This is a genomic window from Halomonas sp. V046, assembly GCF_052645355.1.
The window spans coordinates 118062-137657 of the sequence record NZ_JBQXYF010000011.1 but is presented as its reverse complement, the minus strand read 5'-3'; the positions used below and the strand labels follow the sequence as shown (position 1 = coordinate 137657).

Sequence of the window (19596 nt, the reverse complement as noted above, 5' to 3'; positions counted from 1 at the left end):
ATTAGGTGAATTGAATGTCGGCCGGAGAAATGTCGATGCCGGTGCTGGTCACGACGCAGCGATCCAGGTTGCCGTCGACGAGCCTCTCTTCGGCGATGTAGAACAGGTATTCGCTACGGCTCTCACCGAGATCCCTTTCGTAGAGCATGCCGAACTGATCGGTTTCTGTGATGTTTCCGTCTCCGCTGTATGTCTTTTCGGTCATGGCGAGCGGTGGCGACTTCTGTCCGGTACTTTCCCAGGTCCGGTGGAAACGGTGGCCCTCCAGCGTCAGGTGAGGCTGGCTGATCTGATTGCGTAGGGTATGGTCCCACTCGGTATCCGAGGCGATGCCAAGCGTCTGGTAGAAGTGCCAGAGTTTCACATCGGTGATGTCGGTTTCCGCTCTTCCGCCATCGATGAAAACCTGAAGAAAGGCATCGTCATCGGTGTAGAAGCGAAGTATCGAACTGCTATCGTCCAGGCGGATCTCTCCCACCGCCTGGATGATCTGAGTGGCGGCGATACCCTCAGTGACAAGAAGAGGGTCGAGGAGGCGGAGTTTCAGCGTGTCGAGGGTGAACGTACCACCGAGATGAAGACCCAGGATCTCCGGGGCGCTGGCGCCCGGGTGATTCTCTGGTTCCTTTCGTCTACCGAAGAGACGCTTAAGCATGTAACGACTCCCATTCGATGTGTTTGATTCTCTCATCCGATATGTAGTACAGAGTCGTCCCCGGGGTAACCGTAAAATCCAGCGCAGGATTGATGGAGATCTGTGAGTCCTCGGGTCGGAAAACGCCTACCAGCGTGGCGTCATGCTGCTCTTTGAGCGCGAGAAAAAGGCGCGCTACGGTGATGCTGGATGTCCCCCGATACAGCGCGGAGTACTGCGTCATTCCCTTATCGGCGTTGAGGAGCTCATAGAGGAGGGCGCTGGACCCGGGGTCCATGGCAGACTTGGCCAGCATCTCGGTAATGACGGCAGGCATCGGTTCGATGTTTGGAAAGTGATTCTTGAGTAGATGGCCCATGCTTTCGTTTGAAAAGTAGGTGATGATATGGGCCGTGGGGGTCTTCGTCGCGATGTACAGTGTCGCCGATGCGGTGATGTCATCATCAAGACAGTCGATAATGACGCAGCCCGCCTTGCCGATAGCGGCCCTCGCCATGTCGTTATCGTCGGTGAAGCTAGAGACCCGAACGAAGCCGATGGATTCCGGCATCGGGTTGTCGATTTCCTGTCGTGCGCACAGGACGATACCTTTCTTGTCGGTATGATCGCTGATCTCACGAACCAATAAGTTGAGAAGTTGGCGGGTACGAATTTCGTTCCAACCGATAACGACAATGTGGTTGTCATAGTCGAGCGATCGTAAGCCTTTCACACCCTTTCTCCATTGGAAGGCAATGTATGCGGTGAGTCGTCCAAGCGTTAGACCAAACAGGCCTAGTCCGAAGGGAATGACGAAGACGGCGGTGATCAACTTTCCGGCGGCGGTTGTCGGTGAGAAGTCGCCATAGCCTACCGTCGATGCCGTCACCACCACCCAGTACAGGAAGGTCTCGCCTTCCAGAATCTGTTGTTCGCCACTCAGTTTCAGCAGTAGCCAGCAAACCGTCAGGTAGCCTAGGGCGATGAGAACTAGGTTGTGCCATTTGACGTGCAGGCAGTGGCGCAGGAGGATTCTTTTAAGCTTGAGAATGATCAGCATAAAATGAATTACTGGCCGAGGATCCGGGCGAGCTCCTCATCGGCATTCTTGTTGCCTCCCTTGATGCCGGCCTCCGAGAGCCGGTGCTCCAGGCTGCTGCCGGACTCGTCGAGGGCCAGCTCTGAGGCGGCTTCGATCTCTGCCTGGTGCTGTTGTTGGCGCTGCTGGATCCTGCCGAGGGACTCGGCGGCGGTCTTCATCTTGCTGTTGGCCCCGAGGTGGCGGGAGGAAATCGACGCCTGTGCCTTGTGCACGGACTCGGTGGCCTTGACGATGTCGACCTGCTGCTCCATGCGGCGGAGGTTGTCGTTGGCTTGACGGATGTTGTTGCGCAGCGTGGTTTCGGACTGGGCGAACGTCGCGGCGAACTGGCGTTCGGTATCGCCTTGAGCGCGGAGTTCGGTGACCTTTGCAGCACATTCGAGTGCCAGATCGGTGTCTCCCTTCTGGCTGGCGCTGCGGGCATGGGTTTCGTAATCTGCCACGGCCTGCTCCAGGCTCTGGGTCTTCTGCTCGGCGAGCTTGCGCTTCGCGATGATCTGCGTCAGCGCGTGGTTCGATCGACGAAGTTCTTCCTTGGCTTCACGAATTTCCTGATCGAGTATTCGCAGAGCCTGGCTATCGGCCGCCGCTTCGGCCACATCGTTTACGCCCCCTTTGGCCGCACTGAACAGCTTTTTCCATACGCTCATGTGATGACTCCAGTCAGTGGATGTGATCTTCGTAGGCTTGAAGGATGGCGGGAACGTTGGTGAACAGGTTCTCGACCTCGGTCAGGATACTGTCCTCACTTGACCCTGTGGATAGTGCGCCGAATGCCATGTAGTAGTCTTCCTTGTCGATCTTCGTAATGCCGATGGCGGTCAAGGGAAACAGTTGGTGAGTCTTCAGGATTTCATCATTGATGATCGTCGCATCCCTGACGTCATTTTTCGCAAAGAGAAGACTCTCTACGAGGATCTGAATGCCGCTGATCGCGACATAGGCGTCGATGCCGTCCTCGTTGGTAATGCGTAGACAATCATCACATTTCTGAATCGACCATCCTGGCCTTTGTATCAACAGGTCTTTGATTTTACAGAGCTGGTTTCCCATCGGGCGTTTCCCTTCCATTGGGCGAGTGTTGGGCCTCGATTCCTGCCTTGTTTTGTGCAGCGACGTTCGACGTTGGTGTCGGTAAGGTTGCATGACGTTCTCAATGCTTGTTTGTCATGGTTTTGAAGTCAATATGGTGGTGCAGGTGGCGGGTTGTTTCTGCTTTTCCTGGCATAATTATCGAGCTTCACTGTCTTGGTCGTGACGTGTGTCAATGGGGTTCTATGCGATATCGCTGTGGGGGATTGATCCTGCTGGCGCCGAGGCGACGTGGGTGTGTCGCGAACGAGGCCGGGTGAGGCAAGCGCATGGCCAGCCAGAGCGTCGCGAGCAAGAGCGTGACAGCAAGGCCGTGACAGCAAGAGCGTGACAGCAAGAGCGTGACAGCTAGGGCGTGACAGCTAGGGCGGCTGAGAGGAGACACCAGGAGGGCCGGCCAGGACGTGGGCAGATTGCGCGAGGGTAGATCGACGGGGATAGTCTGGCGGAGAGAATCGCCAGGATGTCGGGCGAGCGGGGGTTGGCCAGGCACTGGGGGTGGCCAGGCCATCGAGACGACCGTCCTGGTGGACGTTCAGGCGGAGCGGGGAAGGCGAAGAGACCTCAACGAGCGTGACGCCCTTTTTGCGGCACGAGCATCCGGCAAAAAGGCATCCGCGATGAGTCCGTGGGATGACGAAGGCCGCCCGTTGGGCCAGCCGACGTAACCCCGAGAGCCTGGGCCTTGGTCTGTGTCTTAGTCTGTGCCTTAGTCTGTGCCTGGGCCTTAATCTGTGCCCGCGGGCGGCAGATGCGGCACGCTATCGATGACCCCAAAGGTCTCCAGGCTGATCCAGATGATGAACGCGGTGTAGACCAGCAGCAGTACGACGGACTCCTGGCGCGACAGCACCATGTGGGTCCGCATCATCAGAAACAGCAGCACGGTGGCGAAGGTCAGCACCGCCATCATGGGGGCGGCCACCGAGAAGTTGATCATCGCGGTGCCGGCGATCAGCACCCCGGCGGGGATGCACACCAGCAGGTCGAAGGTGTTGCTGCCCAGCACGTTGGCGATGCTGGTCACGCCACGGTTGGCACGGGCGGCACGCACCGAGACGAAGGCGTCGGGGATCGAGGTGCCGGCGGCTACCACGGTGATGCCCCACAGGAAGCTCGGCGTGCCGAAGATCTCGCCGAAGTTCAGTGCCGCCCGAACCAGCCCTTCGACGCCGATGACGATGACGATGAGCGACAGCCCGAGCATGCCCCATTCGCGGGCCGGGCGAATGTCGCTGATATCCTCGTCGGACTCGTGGTCGAGGGTGTCCTGGTACTGGACGAACAGGTAGAGGCCGTAGAGCGCGATCGGCATCAACGCCAGCCAGCGGGTCATTTCCCCCTGGATGGCGCCGCCGTCGCTTTCGACGGGATAGTAGATGGCGGCGAAGGCGAAGGTCAGCGTCAACACCGCCACCGCGATCATGTAGAACTGGGCTTCCTTGTAGACCAGGTCGCGGTTGGCCTCGAGGGGCGACTTCGATGCCAGGCCGCTGAGTGCGGGAATCACGAGAATATTGAACAGCGCGGAACCGACGATGGCCGCCACGCCGAGTTCGAACTCACCATGAACCAGGGTCGAGATCACCGTGGTGGAAAGTTCGGGAAAGCTCGAGCCCACCGCCACCACGATGGCGCCCTGAACGATCTCCGGCAGCCGGTAGTAGGCCGATAGTCGCTGGCTCGAGCTTTCCAGCCAGCCGCTGCCTCGCCAGATCACGGCGGTGGCGACGAGGGCGACGATGGTCCACAGCAGCAGGTCGGGCATGGTGTGTCCTGGGTCGGTACAAAGAGGTAGGCAAGATGAGCCTTACCAGCTTAGCGTTCCGCGAAACCCATGCAACCCGAACCCCTGCAACCCGAGCCTATGCCTTGCCTGAGCGCTACCGGCAGGGCGTCACAACGGCAGCATCAGCACCAGCCCCGAGAGCATGGCGAACAGCAGCACCCCTTGGCGCAGGCGCTTGGCATCGATGCGCTGGTGAATGACGCGGCTGGCAATCGTGCCGATCAGCAGCGGTGGCAACAGCATCATCGCCCACTTGAGCTGTTCGGCATGGACCTTGCCCGCCAGCGCCAGAATCGCCAGAGACAGGACTTCGCCGACCAGAAAGCAGCAGGCGATGGTCGAGCGTAGCTCCGGGCCTGGCCGGTGTTGATACAGCAGGGCGAGGGGAGGCCCGCCGACACCGGTCGCCGTCTCGGTGATCCCGGTGATCATGCCCACCGACAGGCAAGCGCTGCGTCCAGGGCGGAACACCGGCGCGAATAACGCCACCAGCACCGCGAGTACCGTCGACGCACCGATCAGTTGATTGAGCCCGGAGGCGGAGAGCACCAGTAACACCCCGAGGCCTAGCAGGGTGCCGGGCAGGCGTCCTGCGCTGATCCAGGCGGTCCCTCGCCAGTCGATGGCATCGCGCTCGCGCAGCGCCACCAGCAGATTGAGGGGCAACATCAGCACCAGGACGGTGACCGGCAGCAAGCCAGGGGCGAGAAATCCCATGACCGGTGCCACGATCAAGGCGAAGCCGATGCCGATGGCGCCTTGGACGAAGGCGGCAATGCCGGTGGTCAGGGCCAGTATGGCGAGTAGAAGCGGGTCGCTCACGAGGCCTCCCCTGGGCTGCGCGGAAGGTGGCGGTCGCGGTGCTCGAAGGAGCGTGGGTGGATGCGCTGGATCGGTGCGTTGTCGATGGCGGCGCGGGCGGTTTCACGGACCTCCGCCAGCAGCGCCCTGGCGTCCCAGTCCAGCGGCCAACCCTGCCATAGCCGCAAGCGTCCGTTGCTGAACACGGCCTCGATCTGATCGCGGTTGGCGTAGCGCACCAGTTCCCAGGGGCGGTCCCAGGATGGGGTCATTTCGGGAACATCGAGATCGATCAGCAGAAAATCGGCCGCCAGTCCTTCAGCTATCCGGCCGGTCGTCTGTGCCAATCCGGTGGCCTCGGCACAGGCCCCGGTGGCGTGCTCGAGCCAGCGCCAGCCGCCGCCACAGGAGCTATCGCCGCAGGCCAGGCCAAAGGCCAGGCGTTGGCTGGTTTCCGCCGCGTCCATCAGGCGGAAACCGTCGCTGCGGGTGCCATCGGTTCCAAGGCCGAAGCGAATGCCGAGTGCGGCCATCTGCAGCGCTGGCGCCACGGCATTGCCCTTCCAGCTGCTGGCGACGGGATTGAACGCCACCGCGGTATCGCTATCGCGCAGCAGGTTCAACTCGTCCGGGGTCACCAGGGTGGCGTGGGCGATCAGCGTCTGCGGTCCCAGGGCGCCCACCGCGTGCAAATGCTCGAGTGGGCGCTGTCCACGCGCCACCAGTGAGCGCTCCACCGCCTGCAGATGCTCGTTGACGTGGCTCTGGAAGACGGCGCCATGCTCCGCGCATAGCCGAGAAACGTGGCGCAGCATGGGGTCGCTCGCCGCCTCGGGAATCGAGATCGCGAGGGACGGGTGGATGAGGCCGCCGCCGGGCCAGCGGGACAGGTGTTCCTCGGCCCGGGCGATGATGGCATGGCGCTCGGATGGCGTGGCACTGCCGCCCTGGTCATTGCAGATCATGCCAAGCACGCACCGAAGGCCGGTGTCTTCGGCGGCCTGGGCGACGCTGGCGATTTCACTGGCCGAACGGGTGCCGGCATCGACCACGCTGGTGAACCCTCCGCGCAGCGCCTCGAGGGCCGCGAGCTTCGATGACAGGTATAGCAGTCGCTCCTCCAGGCTGGCTTCCAAGGGCACCCAGATGCGCCGGAAGATCTCGGAAGGCTCGCCGAACACCAGCGACTTGCCGAGCGACTGGGTCAGGTGGTGGTGGCTGTCGATGAAGCCTGGCATCAGCAGGCGGTTGGGCAGGGCGATGGGGGACAAGTGCGCGAGCCGGGTGCAGAGCTCATCGCGGGGAGCGATGGCTGCGAAGCGCCCGTGCTTGACGTGGACCCCCATCTGCGTGACGCAGCGGCCGTCGAGCAGCACTTCGTCAGGCAGCAGCAGGAGTTCCTCGGCGTCGAACAGCGCGGCGCTCGGGGTCGCGCCGGGGTGGCCGCCGGCGTCCGAGGGCCGGCGCGTTGGGGAGTCAGGGGTCATGCTTTGGGCTCCTGGTCGGTGGCTGCGGTGACGGGGCTTTCGCGTTTGGCGGATGCGCCATTGCTGAGGTGGTGAAACAGCAGGTTGACGATCACCGCGGTCAGGGTGCCCATGGCCAGTCCATTGCCGAGGATGATCTGAAGGTGTGTGGGAAACTCGGAGTAGAAGCCGGGCACCACGATGGGCAACAACCCCATCGCCAGGGCCGAGGCGAGGACATAGAGGTTGCCGTGTTCGTTGAGATCGACCTTGCGCAGGATATTGATGCCCATGACGCCGATGATGGCGAACACGATCACCGCGGTGCCGGCAACGACCGCGGTGGGGAGGGTGGCGGCCAGGCGTCCGAGGGGGGCGAAGAGCGCGATGAGGATCAGCAGCGCACCGGCGGCAACCGTCACGTAGCGCGAGCGAACGCCGGTGGCGCGCACGATGCCGATGTTCTCGCCGCTGGTGATGATCAGCGAGGTGCCGAGGCAGCCGCCGAACAGTGAACCCAGGGCGTCGGCGCGAATGTTGCGCGGCACCAGCGCGCGAGGGTCGCCGCGCTTGCCGACGATCTCGGCGGTGGCCATGGTCTGGCCGGTGGCCTCGGTCATCGACACCACGCTGAAGATGATCAGTGGCAGCGAGGCGATCACGTCAAACTTCGGCAGGCCGAAGGGAAACAGCTGAGGCAGCGCAACGATGGGGCCGGTGAAGACGCCATCGAAATCGACGAAGCCGAGTGCGGTAGCGATCAGGGCGCCGCAGACCAGGCCGATCATGACCGAGATGCGACGCAGGACGCCGCTGAATACCCGGGCGCAGAGCACGATGGCAGCCATGGTGGTGATCGCCAGCAGAATGCCGGCGGGGTCGGCGTAGCCGGGCGTGCCGGCCCTGCCGGCAATCAAGCCCCCGAAGATCTTGACCAGGTTGACCGCGACCAACAGCAGCATGGTGCCGATGACAATCGGCGGAAAGAAGCGCAGCACCCGGGTGAAGAAAGGCAAGGCCAGGAAGTAGAACAGTCCGGTCAGGATGACGGCGCCGGTGGCCGTCTGCATGTCGGTGGCTTGGGCGATGGCCAGGAAGATGACGATGGGCGCGCCACCCGGCACCTGAACGAAGGGCAAGCGCGCGCCGAACCCGAACGGCCCGAAGGACTGCAGCAGCGTACCGATGCCGCAGGCCAGGAAGGTCGCGCTCATCAGCGGTACCGTCACGTCGGTGCCGAAGCCGAGCGCCTGGCCGACCAGGAAGACCGCGGTGATGGGCGCGGCCGCCATGACCAGTACGTGCTGCAGGCCGAACAGCAGCATCGCCTTCAAGGGCAGGCGTTCGTCGACGGGATCCCGCTGCGTATCGGGAGCGGGGGGATCGGGATGGTCGTGCCGTGAATCCAGGGCAGAAGGCATGTTGGAATCCTCTTTATTGTTGTAGGCAGGGGGCGCGGTGGCCCGGGTACGATGGCGGGGCCAGGGCGGTGTGTCTGATACCCACGCTAGCGTCGACCAACCGTACTGGTCCATAATCGATTTTCGTCTGAACCGTTGCCGAAACGGCAACGGTTCGCTGCATGAGTCTCAGGCTGACCGGGGGATCAAGATGGCGCTGTTAACCACCGCCTTGCGCTACTTCGAGGAAGTCGCGCGTCAAGGTTCCTTGCGCAAGGCGGCGGATCGCCTGCACGTCGCCGCCTCGGCGGTCAACCGGCAGGTCCTCAAGCTGGAAGACGAGCTGGGGGTGCCGTTGTTCGAGCGGCTGCCCCGAGGGTTGAGGCTGTCGTCTGCCGGGGAGCTCTTGTTGTATCAGGTGCGTCAGTGGCAGCGTGATGAGCGTCAGCTACTCGGAGTCCTGAGTGACATCCGGGGCCTTGGCTGCGTCGACATCCGCATCGCTGCGGTGGAGTCGCTGACCGACCTGATTCTGCCCGCCGTGATGGCCCAGTTTCGCCACCGCTATCCGCGGGTTCGCTTTCATCTTGTCACGGGGCTCACCGAAGAAATTCAGCAGCTTACCGCCTCCGGCGAGGCCGATCTCGGCGTCTGCATGAACCCGTCCGTCCACCCGAGGCTGCGTGAAATCCAGGCCGTGGCGCTGGAATTTGGCGCCGTGGTGGCCCCGTCTCATCCCTTGGCTCTGCGCTCACAGGTACGGCTCCAGGATTGTGCCGAATTCCCCGCCATCCTGCCCGACCGCGACATGTATCGTGGCTCGACCCTGGAGCAGGCCCTGGGCCATGGGCAGGTGAACCTGACGCCGGTGGCCGACTGCAGCCGTGTGCTGAGCCTGAAATCCCTGGCCAGGGCGGGGCTTGGCGTGGCCTTTCTCAATCCGCTGGATATCGCTCGTGAGCTGCAGCACGGGGAGCTGGTATTCGTGGCGCTGCGCGACAAGCATGTCACCGATGCTCGCCTGGTGCTGTGTGCCGCTCGAGATCGCGCCATGCCGTTGGCCTTGGCGGTGTTCTGCGAGATGTTGAGCGAGGCGCTGGACGAGCTAGGCAAGGAACATGGCAGCACTCGGCTGGAGGAGAGCAGTATCCAGCGCTGATGCCCATTGGGGCGGATCGAGACATGCCCTGATGACGTGGCTAGTGCTATGGTGTCGGGCAGGGACACGAATCACGGTCGCGAGGGCGGCCATCAAGCCGGAGGCAAGGATATGACACGGGGATTCATGGGGCGTTTTGGCTGGGCCACGCTTGGCCTGTTGACGCTGGCGGGCTGTGCGTCGAGTGGTGGCACCCAGACGGCCAAGGAAATGTTCGACTGCGGCGCGCTCAATCAGGCGGTGGCGAGTGCCGGCAACGAGTTCGCCGACATCAAGGGGCGCTTCGACGATACGCGCCTGACCCGCAGTTGGGAGACCGATGTTCAGGCGTTCGAGGAGTCCTGCGTGATCACCTCGGCTCAGCGTCCCGATCACTACGTGTGTTTCGGGCGCATGGACAGCGACGATCCGCGCGGCGCCCTGGTGGTCGGCGGAGAGGCCTTGGCTCAGTGCCTGGGCGCCGGCTGGGAAGCTACCCGCGACACCGATGACCGCTATCTGTTCAGCCGCCCCGGCACCGAGGCAGTGGTCACTCTGGAAACCTTCCTCAACGACCGTGCACGTCGCATGGGCACGCTGTCGGTGTACCAGAACGTCGAAGATGCCAAGCCCGTTTCTAGCGATGGCCAAGCGCAGGTCAGGTGATGGCCAAGCGCAGGTCAGGCGATGGCTAGACCTGCGCACAGGAAATGGCCAGGCAGGCCGCGATGGATGAACGCCGCCCCGTCTGTCGCTGGCTGATCGATGGAAGTGGGGGCTAGTGCGACGCTCGTTTCGCTGCTTCATGCAGAAGGTTCGTGGCCAGGCCCCCGCGCAACAAGCTAGCCCGCGCCAATGGCGCGGGCTAGCTGTTTTTTTACGGGCGCTGTCAGGCGTTGCCTGAGCGCTTAGCGCCAGCCGACGCGATCGAAGATGCGCACCGCTTCGGGGTTGTTTTCGCCCAGCACATTGACGTTGACCGCGTCTTTCTTGAAGTCGCCCCACGAGGCCAGCACATCGTCGACGCCGACGCTCTCGACGGCGGGGAACTCGTGGTTACCCATGGCGAACAGCTCCTGGGCCTCGTCGGATGCCATGAATTCGAGGAACTTCACGGCGTTGTCGTGGTTCGGCGCGCCCTTGACCAGGCCCGCGCCGCCAACGTTGACGTGGGCGCCGCGGTCGTCCTGGTTGGGGAACAGGATCTGGACCTTCTCGGCGGCCTCGCGCTCGGCATCATCCTCGGAGGTCAGCAGGCGCACGTAGTAGTAGTGGTTGCCCACGGCCACGTCACACTCACCGCTGGCCACCCCCTTGATCTGGTCGCGGTCGCCGCCCTCGGGGTCACGGGCCATGTTGTCGACCACGCCCTGGGCCCACTGCTCGGCGCCTTCCTCGCCGTGGTGCTCGATCATCGAGGCCAGCAGCGACTGGTTGTAGATGTTGTTGGAGGAGCGGATGCAGACCTTGCCCTTGAGGCTCGGGTCGGCGAGCTTCTCGTAGGTGTCGACCTGCTCGGGATCGATGGTCTCGGGGTTGTAGAAGATCGTCCGCACGCGCTGGCTGAAGCCGAACCACTTGCCTTCCGGATGGTGCATGTTGGCCGGCAGGCGCTCGTTGAGCACGTCGGAGTCGACGGTGTCGAAGATGCCTTCCTGCTCGGCGCGCCACAGGCGACCGGCGTCCACCGTGATCATGATGTCGGCGGGGCTGGCCTCGCCTTCGCGCTTGATGCGCTCGATCAGCTGGTCGGAATCGCCTTGCAGCACATTGACCTCGATGCCGGTTTCTTCGCTGAAGGCATCATAAAGCGCCTGGTCGGAGTCGTAGTGACGGGCAGAGTAGATGTTTACGCTGCCGTCGGCATAGGCGAGCCCGGCGCTTCCGGCCAGGGCGATGGCAAGGGCGAGTCGAGAAGTGGTGTGCATGAAAGACCTCGGGTGCGGGGTGAGTGGCGAAATGATAATACGTGTCATTTTGTATTCGTATTGAACTCCCTGTCCACATCCGCGTCAACGCCTCTACCCCCTTCGAGGGCGCGGGCGAGGACAAATTCTCGTCCAGGGGCGCGCTGGGTGAAGAGATTCGCGTTACCATGAGGCAGCCTTTCTTCTCTGCCAACGACACGCGATACGCCCCATGCCATCACACTCTGCCACTGCCGCGTTATCCGAGCCCCGTGCCGACAGCGTCTCGCCGCTGCTTGAGCTGACCGGCATCAGCCATCGCTACGATGGTCGAGCGGCGGTACAGGACGTCGCCTTCGACATGCGCCCTGGCGAAGTCGTCTGCCTACTGGGCCCCTCGGGCTGCGGCAAGACCACGCTGTTACGTATCGTCGCCGGCCTCGAAGCGTTGCAGCAGGGCGAACTGCGCTTTGGGGGGGAGCTGCTGGCGGCGACCGGCAGGCCCCATGTGCCGCCGGAGAAGCGTAGCGTTGGCCTCGCCTTTCAGGATTCGGCGCTGTTTCCGCACCTGAGCGTGCTCGATAACGTGACGTTCGGGCTCAAGGGAATGCCGGGGCGTCAACGCCGTGAACGCGCCGTGGCGCTGCTCGAGCAGTTGGGCATGGCCGATTACGCCGCGGCTTTTCCGCATACCTTGTCCGGCGGTCAGCAGCAGCGCGTGGCGCTGGCCCGCGCCCTGGCGCCGTCGCCGCAGCTGATGTTGCTGGATGAGCCCTATTCAAGCCTCGATGCGCGGCTGCGTGATCGCATCCGCGACGATACTCTGCATGTGTTGAAGAAGGTTGGCGCCGGCACCCTGCTGGTGACCCATGACCCGGAAGAGGCGATGTTCATGGCCGATCGCATCGTGCTGATGCGTGGCGGTCGAATCGTTCAGACTGGTACCCCTCAACAGCTCTATTGCGCCCCCCAGGACCCCTTCGTGGTGACCTTCTTCGGCGAGGTCAATCGCCTCGAGGGGGAGGTCCGCGGTGGCTACGTGCATACCGCGGTAGGGCCGGTGGGGACGCAACTCGACGAGGGCAGTCGCGCTCAGGTGCTGGTGCGTCCCGAGGCGCTCCGGGTGGTCGAGATCGAGGCGCCCGCGAGCCACGAACACCACAGTCACGTGCTGATGGCGCGCCTGCTCGGGCGTACCAGTCTGCTGCACCTGTGCGTGCATGGCGTCGAGGGCCAGGAGGCCCACATGCACGCCCGTGTGCCGGGCGTCTTCCTGCCCCAGGAAGGACAGGCGGTGCAGGTCAGTCTCGACCCCAGTCAGGCCTTCGTCTTCGCTGCCGACGATGACGCCGGAGAGCTGTTGTAAGCGGGCGTCTCCTCGGTCGGTAGCAAAAACGCCCTGTCGCCGGGTGTCAATGTCGCGGCGATGGCCTATCGCCGCGTTTTTCACGTCGGCGTCCCGCGCCCCGTCGACTCAGGCGCCGGTCTTGTGCCCGGGGCGTGAGCGGCGCATCGCCAGACTCAGCAGTACCACCGGAACAATTCCTACGGCGACGATCGCCAGTGACGAGGTCGAGGCCTCGGCCAGGCGTTCGTCGGCGGCCAGGTTGTGGGCGCGCACCGCCAGGGTATCGAAGTTGAATGGGCGCAGGATGATGGTCGCCGGTAGCTCCTTCATCACATCGACGAAGACCAGGATGCCGGCGGCCAGGAGGCTGCCACGCATGATCGGTGTGTGGACCTTGCGCAGGGTGCCGGTGGCGGTTTCACCGAGGGTGCGCGCCGCGGCGTCCATGGACGGCGTGACCTTGCCGAGACTGGCCTCGACCGCATTGAACGAAACCGCCAGAAAGCGCACCACGTAGGCGTACACCAGGATGAACGCCGAGCCACTCAGGATCAGTCCGATCACCTCGCCGGTCGCGGCCTTGTACAGCTGGTTGATGTGGTCGTCGACCCAGGCGAAGGGAATCAGAATCCCCACCGCTACCACCGATCCGGGGATGGCATAGCCGAGCGAGGCGATGCGTGTCGCGGTGCGGGTGATGCCGCCGGGAGTCAGGCGAGCCCCGTAGCTCAACACCACGGCAAGGCTCACGGCGACGAGCGCCGAGATCAGCGCCAGGGTCAGGCTATTGCCGGCATATTCGAGAAAGGCGCCGCCCAGCACGCTGTCCCCCTTCCTGATGGCCATGCGGCCGAGCAGCAGGCAGGGCAGCACGAAGCCGATCATGATCGGCACCGCACAGGCCAACGTCGCGCCCAGCCCGCGGGCACCGGAGAGCCGATATTCGGGCAGTTGCTGGTAGCGGTTGGAGGTGTGATGAAAGCGCCTCTTGCCCCGGGACCAGCGTTCCAGCAGCACGAAGACGATGACGAACGTCAGCAGGCAGGCTGCCAACTGGGCCGCGGCGACCTGCTCGCCGAGGCCGAACCAGGTGCGGTAGATGCCCGTGGTGAAGGTATCCACGCCGAAGTACTGCACGGCACCGAACTCGTTGAGCGTTTCCATCAGTGCCAGCGACACGCCGCCGACGATGGCCGGTCGTGCCAGGGGCACCGCGACCTGCGCGAACATCTGCCAGGGCCCTCGGCCAAGGGTGCGTCCCACATCCAGCATGCACACCGATTGCTCCAGGAAGGCCGCCCGGGCGAGCAGGTAGACGTAGGGGTAGAGCACCAGAGTAATTAGCGTGGCGGCGCCCGGCAGCGAACGGATATCGGGAAACCAGTAGTCCCCTCGGGACCAGCCGAAGGTCGCGCGCAGGGCATCCTGCACCGGGCCCGAGTACTGCAGAAAATCGGTGTAGGCGTAGGCGATCACATAGGTCGGCACGGCCAGGGGCAGCAGCATGGCCCACTCGAACAGGCGCTTGCCGGGGAAGCGGCACATCACCACGAGCCAAGCCGTGCCCGTGCCGATGAGGAAGGTGCCTATGCCCACCGCGAGGGTCAGAAACAGGGTGTTGAGCAGGTAGCGGCTGAGCACGGTATCGGCCAGATGGCGCCAGACCTCGCCCGCGGGCATGACGATATGGCCGAGAATGACCAGCACCGGCAGCGCCACCACGGCGGCGACGACCAGCGTCATCCACCCCCAGCCGGTGAGCAGGCGACGGCGCGGGCGCGAGCCCGTCAGTGAGCGAGGGGAGCTGCTGGTCACGGAGGCACTCCTGAGGATGGAGAGGAACGCGGGACTCACGCACAGAGCCCGAGGCCGGGGAGGGCAGAATGATAACAGTTCGGGTCTGCTGCTGCAGGCGACGGCCCGGCCCGCATGGCTCGAATGGCCCGCATGACGCGCATGGAGAGGGGCGTCAGGCCAGGGCCTCGGCGGAGCACGACGATTTGATACATTGAAAATGAATATTCATTCATTTATCTTTCGGAGACTGACCCTGAGAGCCTCTCCATGCGCTATCGCGACGACACCAAACGCCTCGCCCTGCTCGAGTCGACCCTGGAGCATGTGACCGAGCACGGATTTTCCGCCAGCTCGGTGGCCAAGATCGCCCATGGTGCCGGCGTCTCCCCCGGTACGCTGTATATCTATCACAAGGACAAGGATGGCCTGCTCGAGGCGGCTTTCCTGTACGCCTGTGACCAGCTGATCGATACCGCCCTTGCACACATGGATCCGTCGCTGGACCTGCGCCAACGCCTGCTGCGTATCTGGCGGGCCTTGTTTCAGCTCGCGATGGAGTCGCCACGGTTGTTTCGTTATCACGACATGTTCAGCTATTCGGCATGGATGAACGATTCGCTTCGCCAGCGCAATGATGAGCGCCTGGCGCCGTTGCTCGACGCCCTCGTCGAGGGCCAGCGCAACGGGGTGATAAAGCCGGTGGGCCTGGCCCTGCTCGAGAGTTTCCTGTTTCTGCCGATTTACCATCTGGTCCAGTGTCAGAGCTGCCTTCCCTTCGAGCCCACCGCCGATAACATCGACACCGCCTTTTCCATGGCCTGGGATGCGGTGGCCGTGCGCGTCGAACCTTCTTCTGCGGAGTCGTCATCATGAATCGCCCTCTACTCGCCACGGGCATGTTGGCGCTGCTGGCTGTCTGGGTGCTGACCGGCTGTGAGGCCAAGCAGCCCCCGCTGACCCAGCAGCAGGTCTTTCCGGTGAAGCTCGTCACCCTCGACGGCGGTCGGGAAGGCGGGCTCGCCTACTATCCTGGGCGGGTGCAGGCCTCCGAGCGCTCCGATCTGTCGTTCCGGGTCGGTGGTGAACTGCAGGAACTGGCGGTGCAGCCAGGGGACGACGTCATGGCAGGGGACTTGATCGCTCGCATCGATGACCGCGATGCCCGCAGCCAGCTGGCCAACGCCCGCTCGAGCTACAACCTGGCCGAGGCCACCTACGAGCGCATGCGCATCTCGCTGGAGCGCGGCGCCATCAGTCGCTCACGCTTCGATGAGGCCCGCGCCGAATACCTGTCCGCCGAGTCGCGTCTGGCCCAGGCCAGCGACCAGCTCAGCTACACCGAACTCAAGGCGCCGTTCGCGGGACTCATTGCCAGCGTTCCGGTGGACAACTACCAGGTGGTCGGCGCCCAGCAGACCATCGCCGCCCTGCAGCAACCGGGCAGTATCGATGTCACCTTTCAGCTGCCCGAGCAGCAGATGCGCCGCATCAGCGAGGAGCGAGCCGACGCGGTGCGTTCCGGTGAGACCACGGTGGTATGGATCACCTTCGCCGGCGATGAACGCCGTTACCCCGCCAGCTACAAGGAACATGACAGCAGCGCTTCCGAAGGCTCGCTGAGTTACGAAGTCACCGTGACGCTGGCGGAGCCGGAAGACGTCACGGTGCTGTCCGGCATGAGTGCCACGGTGCTGCTGGACATGAGCGCCCTGACCGGTGAGGAGCGCCATCCCTGGCGGGTGCCGGTCGAGGCGGTGGTGACCCAGGATGACGCGCCCGAGCAGGCGCTGGTATGGCGGTTTGTGCCCGAATCTGACGCCTTGGAAAACTCCGAGGCAGAGTCTGAGCAGGCGTCCAGCGATGGGATCCTGGGCGGTGAGCCGACCGGCCGGCTCGAGGCCGTGCCTGTCACGCCAGGACGCGTGACGGCCCAGGGCATGCTGGTCAGCGGCGATCTCACGGCCGGCGATCGACTGGTCGCCGCCGGCGCTCATTTGATGAATGCGCAGCGCCGGGTGCGCCCCTGGGTCAAGGAAGAAGGTCTCTAACCATGGTCGATTTCTTCCTGCGCCAGCGAGTCATCAGCTGGATGGTGACGCTGCTGCTGGCCATCGGTGGGGTAGTGTCCTTCTTCGGCCTCGGCCAGCTCGAGTTTCCCGAATTCACCATCCGCAACGCGATCATCTCGACGCCTTATCCCGGAGCCACGCCGAAGCAGGTGGAAGAAGAGGTGACCCTGACGCTGGAGAAGGCGATTCAGGAAGTGCCGGATCTCAAGCGGGTGAGCTCGGTCAATGCCGATGGCCTGTCGCAGATCACCATCGAGCTCGAGAACACCGTGCGCGAGTTCGAGCTCGACCAGTACTGGGACCGCTTGCGCCGCAAGATCAATGACGCTCAGTCGAGCCTGCCGCCGGGGGCCGGCTCGTCGATCGTCAACGACGACTTCGGCGACGTCTTCGGCCTGCTCTTCACCCTGAGCGGTGAGGGCTATTCTCAGCGCGACCTGGAGGATCACGCCGAGCTGCTGCAGCGCGAGCTACGCCTGGTCGAAGGGGTCAAGAAGGTGGCGATCGCCGGCACTCGTCAGGAGCAGGTGATCGTGGCCCTCGACCGGGATCGCATGCGCGCACTGAACGTCTCGCCGGGTCAACTCGCCAACCTGCTCAACGCCCAGAACGTGATCGGTGACGCCGGCCACGTCGAACTCGATGGCTTGTCACTGTCGCTGCAGCCGACCGGGGAGTTCGACAGTGTCGCGGCGCTGGAACAGCTGGTGATCGGACGCCCCGACGCCGGCCTGGTGCGCCTGGGCGATATTGCCGAGGTACATCGTGAGCTGACCGACTCGCCGCAGCTGGTCTATCACGCGGGGGGCAGGCCGGCACTCTCGCTCGGCATCTCGTTCGGCTCCGGAGTCAACGTGGTAGAGGTCGGCGAGCGGGTCGAGCAGCGCCTGGAGGCGCTGTCATCGCGGATGCCGCTCGGGATGGCGCTTGCGAGCGTCTATCACCAGCCCGAGGTGGTCGAAAGTGCGGTCAACGGCTTTCTGGTCAACCTCGCCGAGGCGGTCGGGATTGTCATCGTGGTGCTGCTGCTGTTCATGGGCGTACGCAGCGGCCTGTTGATGGGGCTGGTCCTGGTACTGACGATTCTCGGCACCTTCATCATGATGTCGATCCACGGCATCCAGTTGCAGAAGATCTCCCTCGGCGCGCTGATCATCGCCCTGGGCATGCTGGTCGACAACGCCATCGTGGTCACCGAAGGCATGATGATCGGGCTACAGCGTGGTCGCACCAAGCGCGAGGCGGCCCTCGATGTGGTGAGGCAGAATCGCCTGCCGCTGCTCGGCGCCACGGCCATCGCCATCACCGCCTTTGCCCCCATCGGCCTGTCGCCGGACTCCACCGGGGAGTTCATCGGTTCGCTGTTCTGGGTGCTGTGCTATTCGCTCTTTCTGAGCTGGATCACCGCTCTGACGCTGACTCCGTTCTTCTTCGACCTGTTCTATCGCGAGGCCCCGTCGAGCGAGGAAGGGGCAACGGTGGATCCCTACCGCGGCATCGTCTATCGCGCCTTCGGTGCGCTGCTGCGCCTGGCAATTCGCTTTCGCGTCGTGACCATTGTGCTGGCGCTGGCCTTGCTGGCGGGCACCTTGTCCATCGCCGGCCAGGTCAAGAATGCCTTCTTCCCCGATGCCACCACGCCCATGTTCTTCGTCGACGTGTGGCTGCCGGAGGGCACCGATATCCTCGAGACCGAGCGCACCGTTGGCCGGCTGGAACAGGCGGCGCTGGCGATGGATCAGGTCCACCGGGTGACCAGCGTGGTCGGCGGCGGCGCCCAGCGCTTCACCCTGACCTATGCCCCGGAGGACCGCTACGCGAGCTTCGGCCAGTTGATCGTCGAAACTGCTGATCAGGACAGCCGTTCGGCACGCATGGCCGAGGTGATTCGGGTGTTGCGTCAGGACTTTCCTCGGGTCCAGTACAAGGTCCAGGCGCTGCAGGTGGGGCCCTCGGCCAAGGCCAGCATCGAGGCCCGCATCTTCGGGGAGGATCCCGAGCTCCTGCGGCGGCTGGGCGCTAAGGTACGCGATGTCTTCCACGACGAGCCCATGGCCGACAGCGTGCGGCTGTCCTGGAGCAACCGTGAAAGCGTCATCGTGCCGGAGTTTCTCGACGAGCAGGCGCGTCGTGTCGGTGTCACCCGTGACGCTCTGCATCAGGCCTTGCGCCTGAACAATGACGGCGAGCAGGTCGGGGTCTATCGCGAGGGCAGTGACCTGATTCCGATCGTGATGCGCTCCCAGGCCAACCAGCGCCACGACATCGATAACATCGGTGCCGTCAACGTCTGGAGCGAGGAGCAGGGCCGCTATGTGCCGGCGGCGAGCGTGCTGGGCGAGCTCCGCACCGAACAGCGTGACCCGCTGATCAAGCGCCGCGATCGGCAGCGCATGCTGGCCGTCTACGCCGAACCGATGCCGCTGTCGGGTGAGACCGCCGCCAGCGTGCTGGCGCGGCTGCGGCCCAAGGTCGAGGCCATCGAGCTACCCGAGGGCTACCACATCGCCTGGGGCGGTGAGTACGAGACGGCCAGCGATGCCCAGAGCGCGCTGCTGTCATCGCTGCCCATGGGCCTGCTTGGCATGTTCATCATCACCGTGCTGCTGTTTGGTCACTTGCGCCAGTCGCTGGCGATCTGGTCGATCGTGCCGCTGATGCTGATCGGCATCATCTCGGGGCTGGTGTTGCTCGGCGCGCCCTTCACCTTCATGGCCCTGCTCGGCACCCTGAGCCTGATCGGCATGGTACTGAAGAACGCCATCGTGCTGATGGAGGAGATCAACGTTCAGCAGCTCGCCCAGGATAGTCGCTTCGAGGCCGTGGTTCAGGCCGCGGTAAGCCGGGTGCGGCCGGTGGCCATGGCCGCGGTCACCACCATGCTCGGCATGCTGCCGCTGCTGGGCGACGCCTTCTTCGCCAGCATGGCAGTGGTCATCGTCTTCGGCCTGGGGGTGGCCACGCTGCTGACCCTGGTGGTGATGCCGGTGGTCTACTGCGCCCTGATGCGGATTCGCTATGAGCCGGGGCAGACGCCACGTTGAATGCCGCGG

Annotated in this window: 16 protein-coding genes and 1 pseudogene; 7 read left to right on the top strand and 10 right to left on the bottom strand. The window is 63.9% G+C overall.

All coding sequences use genetic code 11. The annotated features are described in order from the left end of the window. Position 1: 1 nt before the first annotated feature. From ACUN9Y_RS15925 to ACUN9Y_RS15890, 8 genes are all read right to left on the bottom strand, one after another. Positions 2–655, bottom strand: a complete 654-nt coding sequence (locus ACUN9Y_RS15925) for a YjfK family protein (protein ID WP_445461708.1) — start codon at positions 653–655, stop codon at positions 2–4. Beyond that, entirely contained in the window at positions 648–1694 is a 1047-nt protein-coding gene (locus ACUN9Y_RS15920; protein WP_445461707.1) for a potassium channel family protein, read from the bottom strand. The genes ACUN9Y_RS15925 and ACUN9Y_RS15920 overlap by 8 nt, the downstream gene beginning before the upstream one ends. 8 nt (positions 1695–1702) lie before the next feature. Further along, positions 1703–2386: a PspA/IM30 family protein gene (locus ACUN9Y_RS15915; RefSeq protein ID WP_445461706.1), complete on the bottom strand. Its 684-nt coding sequence runs from the start codon at positions 2384–2386 to the stop codon at positions 1703–1705. Positions 2387–2399: 13 nt separating this feature from the next. After that, complete coding sequence (locus ACUN9Y_RS15910; RefSeq protein ID WP_445461705.1) at positions 2400–2882, bottom strand: DUF2170 family protein; 483 nt, start codon at positions 2880–2882, stop codon at positions 2400–2402. A gap of 673 nt (positions 2883–3555) precedes the next feature. Next, the gene (locus ACUN9Y_RS15905; RefSeq protein ID WP_445461704.1) at positions 3556–4596 is read right to left on the bottom strand and encodes a sodium:calcium antiporter; all 1041 of its coding nucleotides are present in this window, start codon (positions 4594–4596) and stop codon (positions 3556–3558) included. Between the two features lie 129 nt (positions 4597–4725). Then, positions 4726–5439: a sulfite exporter TauE/SafE family protein gene (locus ACUN9Y_RS15900; protein ID WP_445461703.1), complete on the bottom strand. Its 714-nt coding sequence runs from the start codon at positions 5437–5439 to the stop codon at positions 4726–4728. Further along, positions 5436–6905 (bottom strand): amidohydrolase family protein, encoded by a 1470-nt coding sequence (locus ACUN9Y_RS15895; RefSeq protein ID WP_445461702.1) that lies wholly within the window; start codon positions 6903–6905, stop codon positions 5436–5438. Before ACUN9Y_RS15895 ends, ACUN9Y_RS15900 begins: the two co-directional genes overlap by 4 nt. Next, on the bottom strand, positions 6902–8305 hold the full coding sequence (locus ACUN9Y_RS15890) for a uracil-xanthine permease family protein (protein WP_445461701.1): 1404 nt from the start codon (positions 8303–8305) through the stop codon (positions 6902–6904). Before ACUN9Y_RS15890 ends, ACUN9Y_RS15895 begins: the two co-directional genes overlap by 4 nt. A gap of 190 nt (positions 8306–8495) precedes the next feature. Between ACUN9Y_RS15890 and ACUN9Y_RS15885 the strand changes: the two genes are divergently transcribed. Beyond that, positions 8496–9443 carry a LysR family transcriptional regulator gene (locus ACUN9Y_RS15885; RefSeq protein WP_445461700.1) on the top strand — a complete coding sequence of 316 codons (948 nt, stop codon included), beginning with the start codon at positions 8496–8498 and terminating at the stop codon, positions 9441–9443. Between the two features lie 111 nt (positions 9444–9554). Continuing rightward, on the top strand, positions 9555–10088 hold the full coding sequence (locus ACUN9Y_RS15880; protein ID WP_445461699.1) for a hypothetical protein: 534 nt from the start codon (positions 9555–9557) through the stop codon (positions 10086–10088). Positions 10089–10330: 242 nt separating this feature from the next. On the opposite strand, the gene ACUN9Y_RS15875 is transcribed toward ACUN9Y_RS15880, so the two are convergent. Further along, positions 10331–11350 (bottom strand): Fe(3+) ABC transporter substrate-binding protein, encoded by a 1020-nt coding sequence (locus tag ACUN9Y_RS15875; RefSeq protein ID WP_445461698.1) that lies wholly within the window; start codon positions 11348–11350, stop codon positions 10331–10333. Between the two features lie 211 nt (positions 11351–11561). On the opposite strand from ACUN9Y_RS15875, the pseudogene ACUN9Y_RS15870 reads away from it, so the two are divergent. Next, positions 11562–12126: pseudogene (locus ACUN9Y_RS15870) on the top strand (ABC transporter ATP-binding protein); the annotation flags it as partial. 89 nt (positions 12127–12215) lie between these two features. After that, on the top strand, positions 12216–12695 hold the full coding sequence (locus ACUN9Y_RS15865; RefSeq protein ID WP_445461773.1) for a TOBE domain-containing protein: 480 nt from the start codon (positions 12216–12218) through the stop codon (positions 12693–12695). A 108-nt stretch (positions 12696–12803) separates the two neighbouring features. Here ACUN9Y_RS15865 and ACUN9Y_RS15860 read toward each other — a convergent pair whose 3' ends face one another. After that, positions 12804–14420, bottom strand: a complete 1617-nt coding sequence (locus tag ACUN9Y_RS15860) for an ABC transporter permease (protein WP_445461772.1) — start codon at positions 14418–14420, stop codon at positions 12804–12806. A 321-nt stretch (positions 14421–14741) separates the two neighbouring features. On the opposite strand from ACUN9Y_RS15860, the gene ACUN9Y_RS15855 reads away from it, so the two are divergent. The 3 genes from ACUN9Y_RS15855 to ACUN9Y_RS15845 are packed head-to-tail and all read left to right on the top strand — an operon-like array spanning position 14742 to position 19587. Further along, positions 14742–15347: a TetR/AcrR family transcriptional regulator gene (locus ACUN9Y_RS15855; RefSeq protein ID WP_445461697.1), complete on the top strand. Its 606-nt coding sequence runs from the start codon at positions 14742–14744 to the stop codon at positions 15345–15347. Then, complete coding sequence (locus ACUN9Y_RS15850; RefSeq protein WP_445461696.1) at positions 15344–16522, top strand: efflux RND transporter periplasmic adaptor subunit; 1179 nt, start codon at positions 15344–15346, stop codon at positions 16520–16522. Before ACUN9Y_RS15855 ends, ACUN9Y_RS15850 begins: the two co-directional genes overlap by 4 nt. A 2-nt stretch (positions 16523–16524) precedes the next feature. Next, positions 16525–19587 carry an efflux RND transporter permease subunit gene (locus ACUN9Y_RS15845; RefSeq protein ID WP_445461695.1) on the top strand — a complete coding sequence of 1021 codons (3063 nt, stop codon included), beginning with the start codon at positions 16525–16527 and terminating at the stop codon, positions 19585–19587. Positions 19588–19596: the final 9 nt, after the last annotated feature.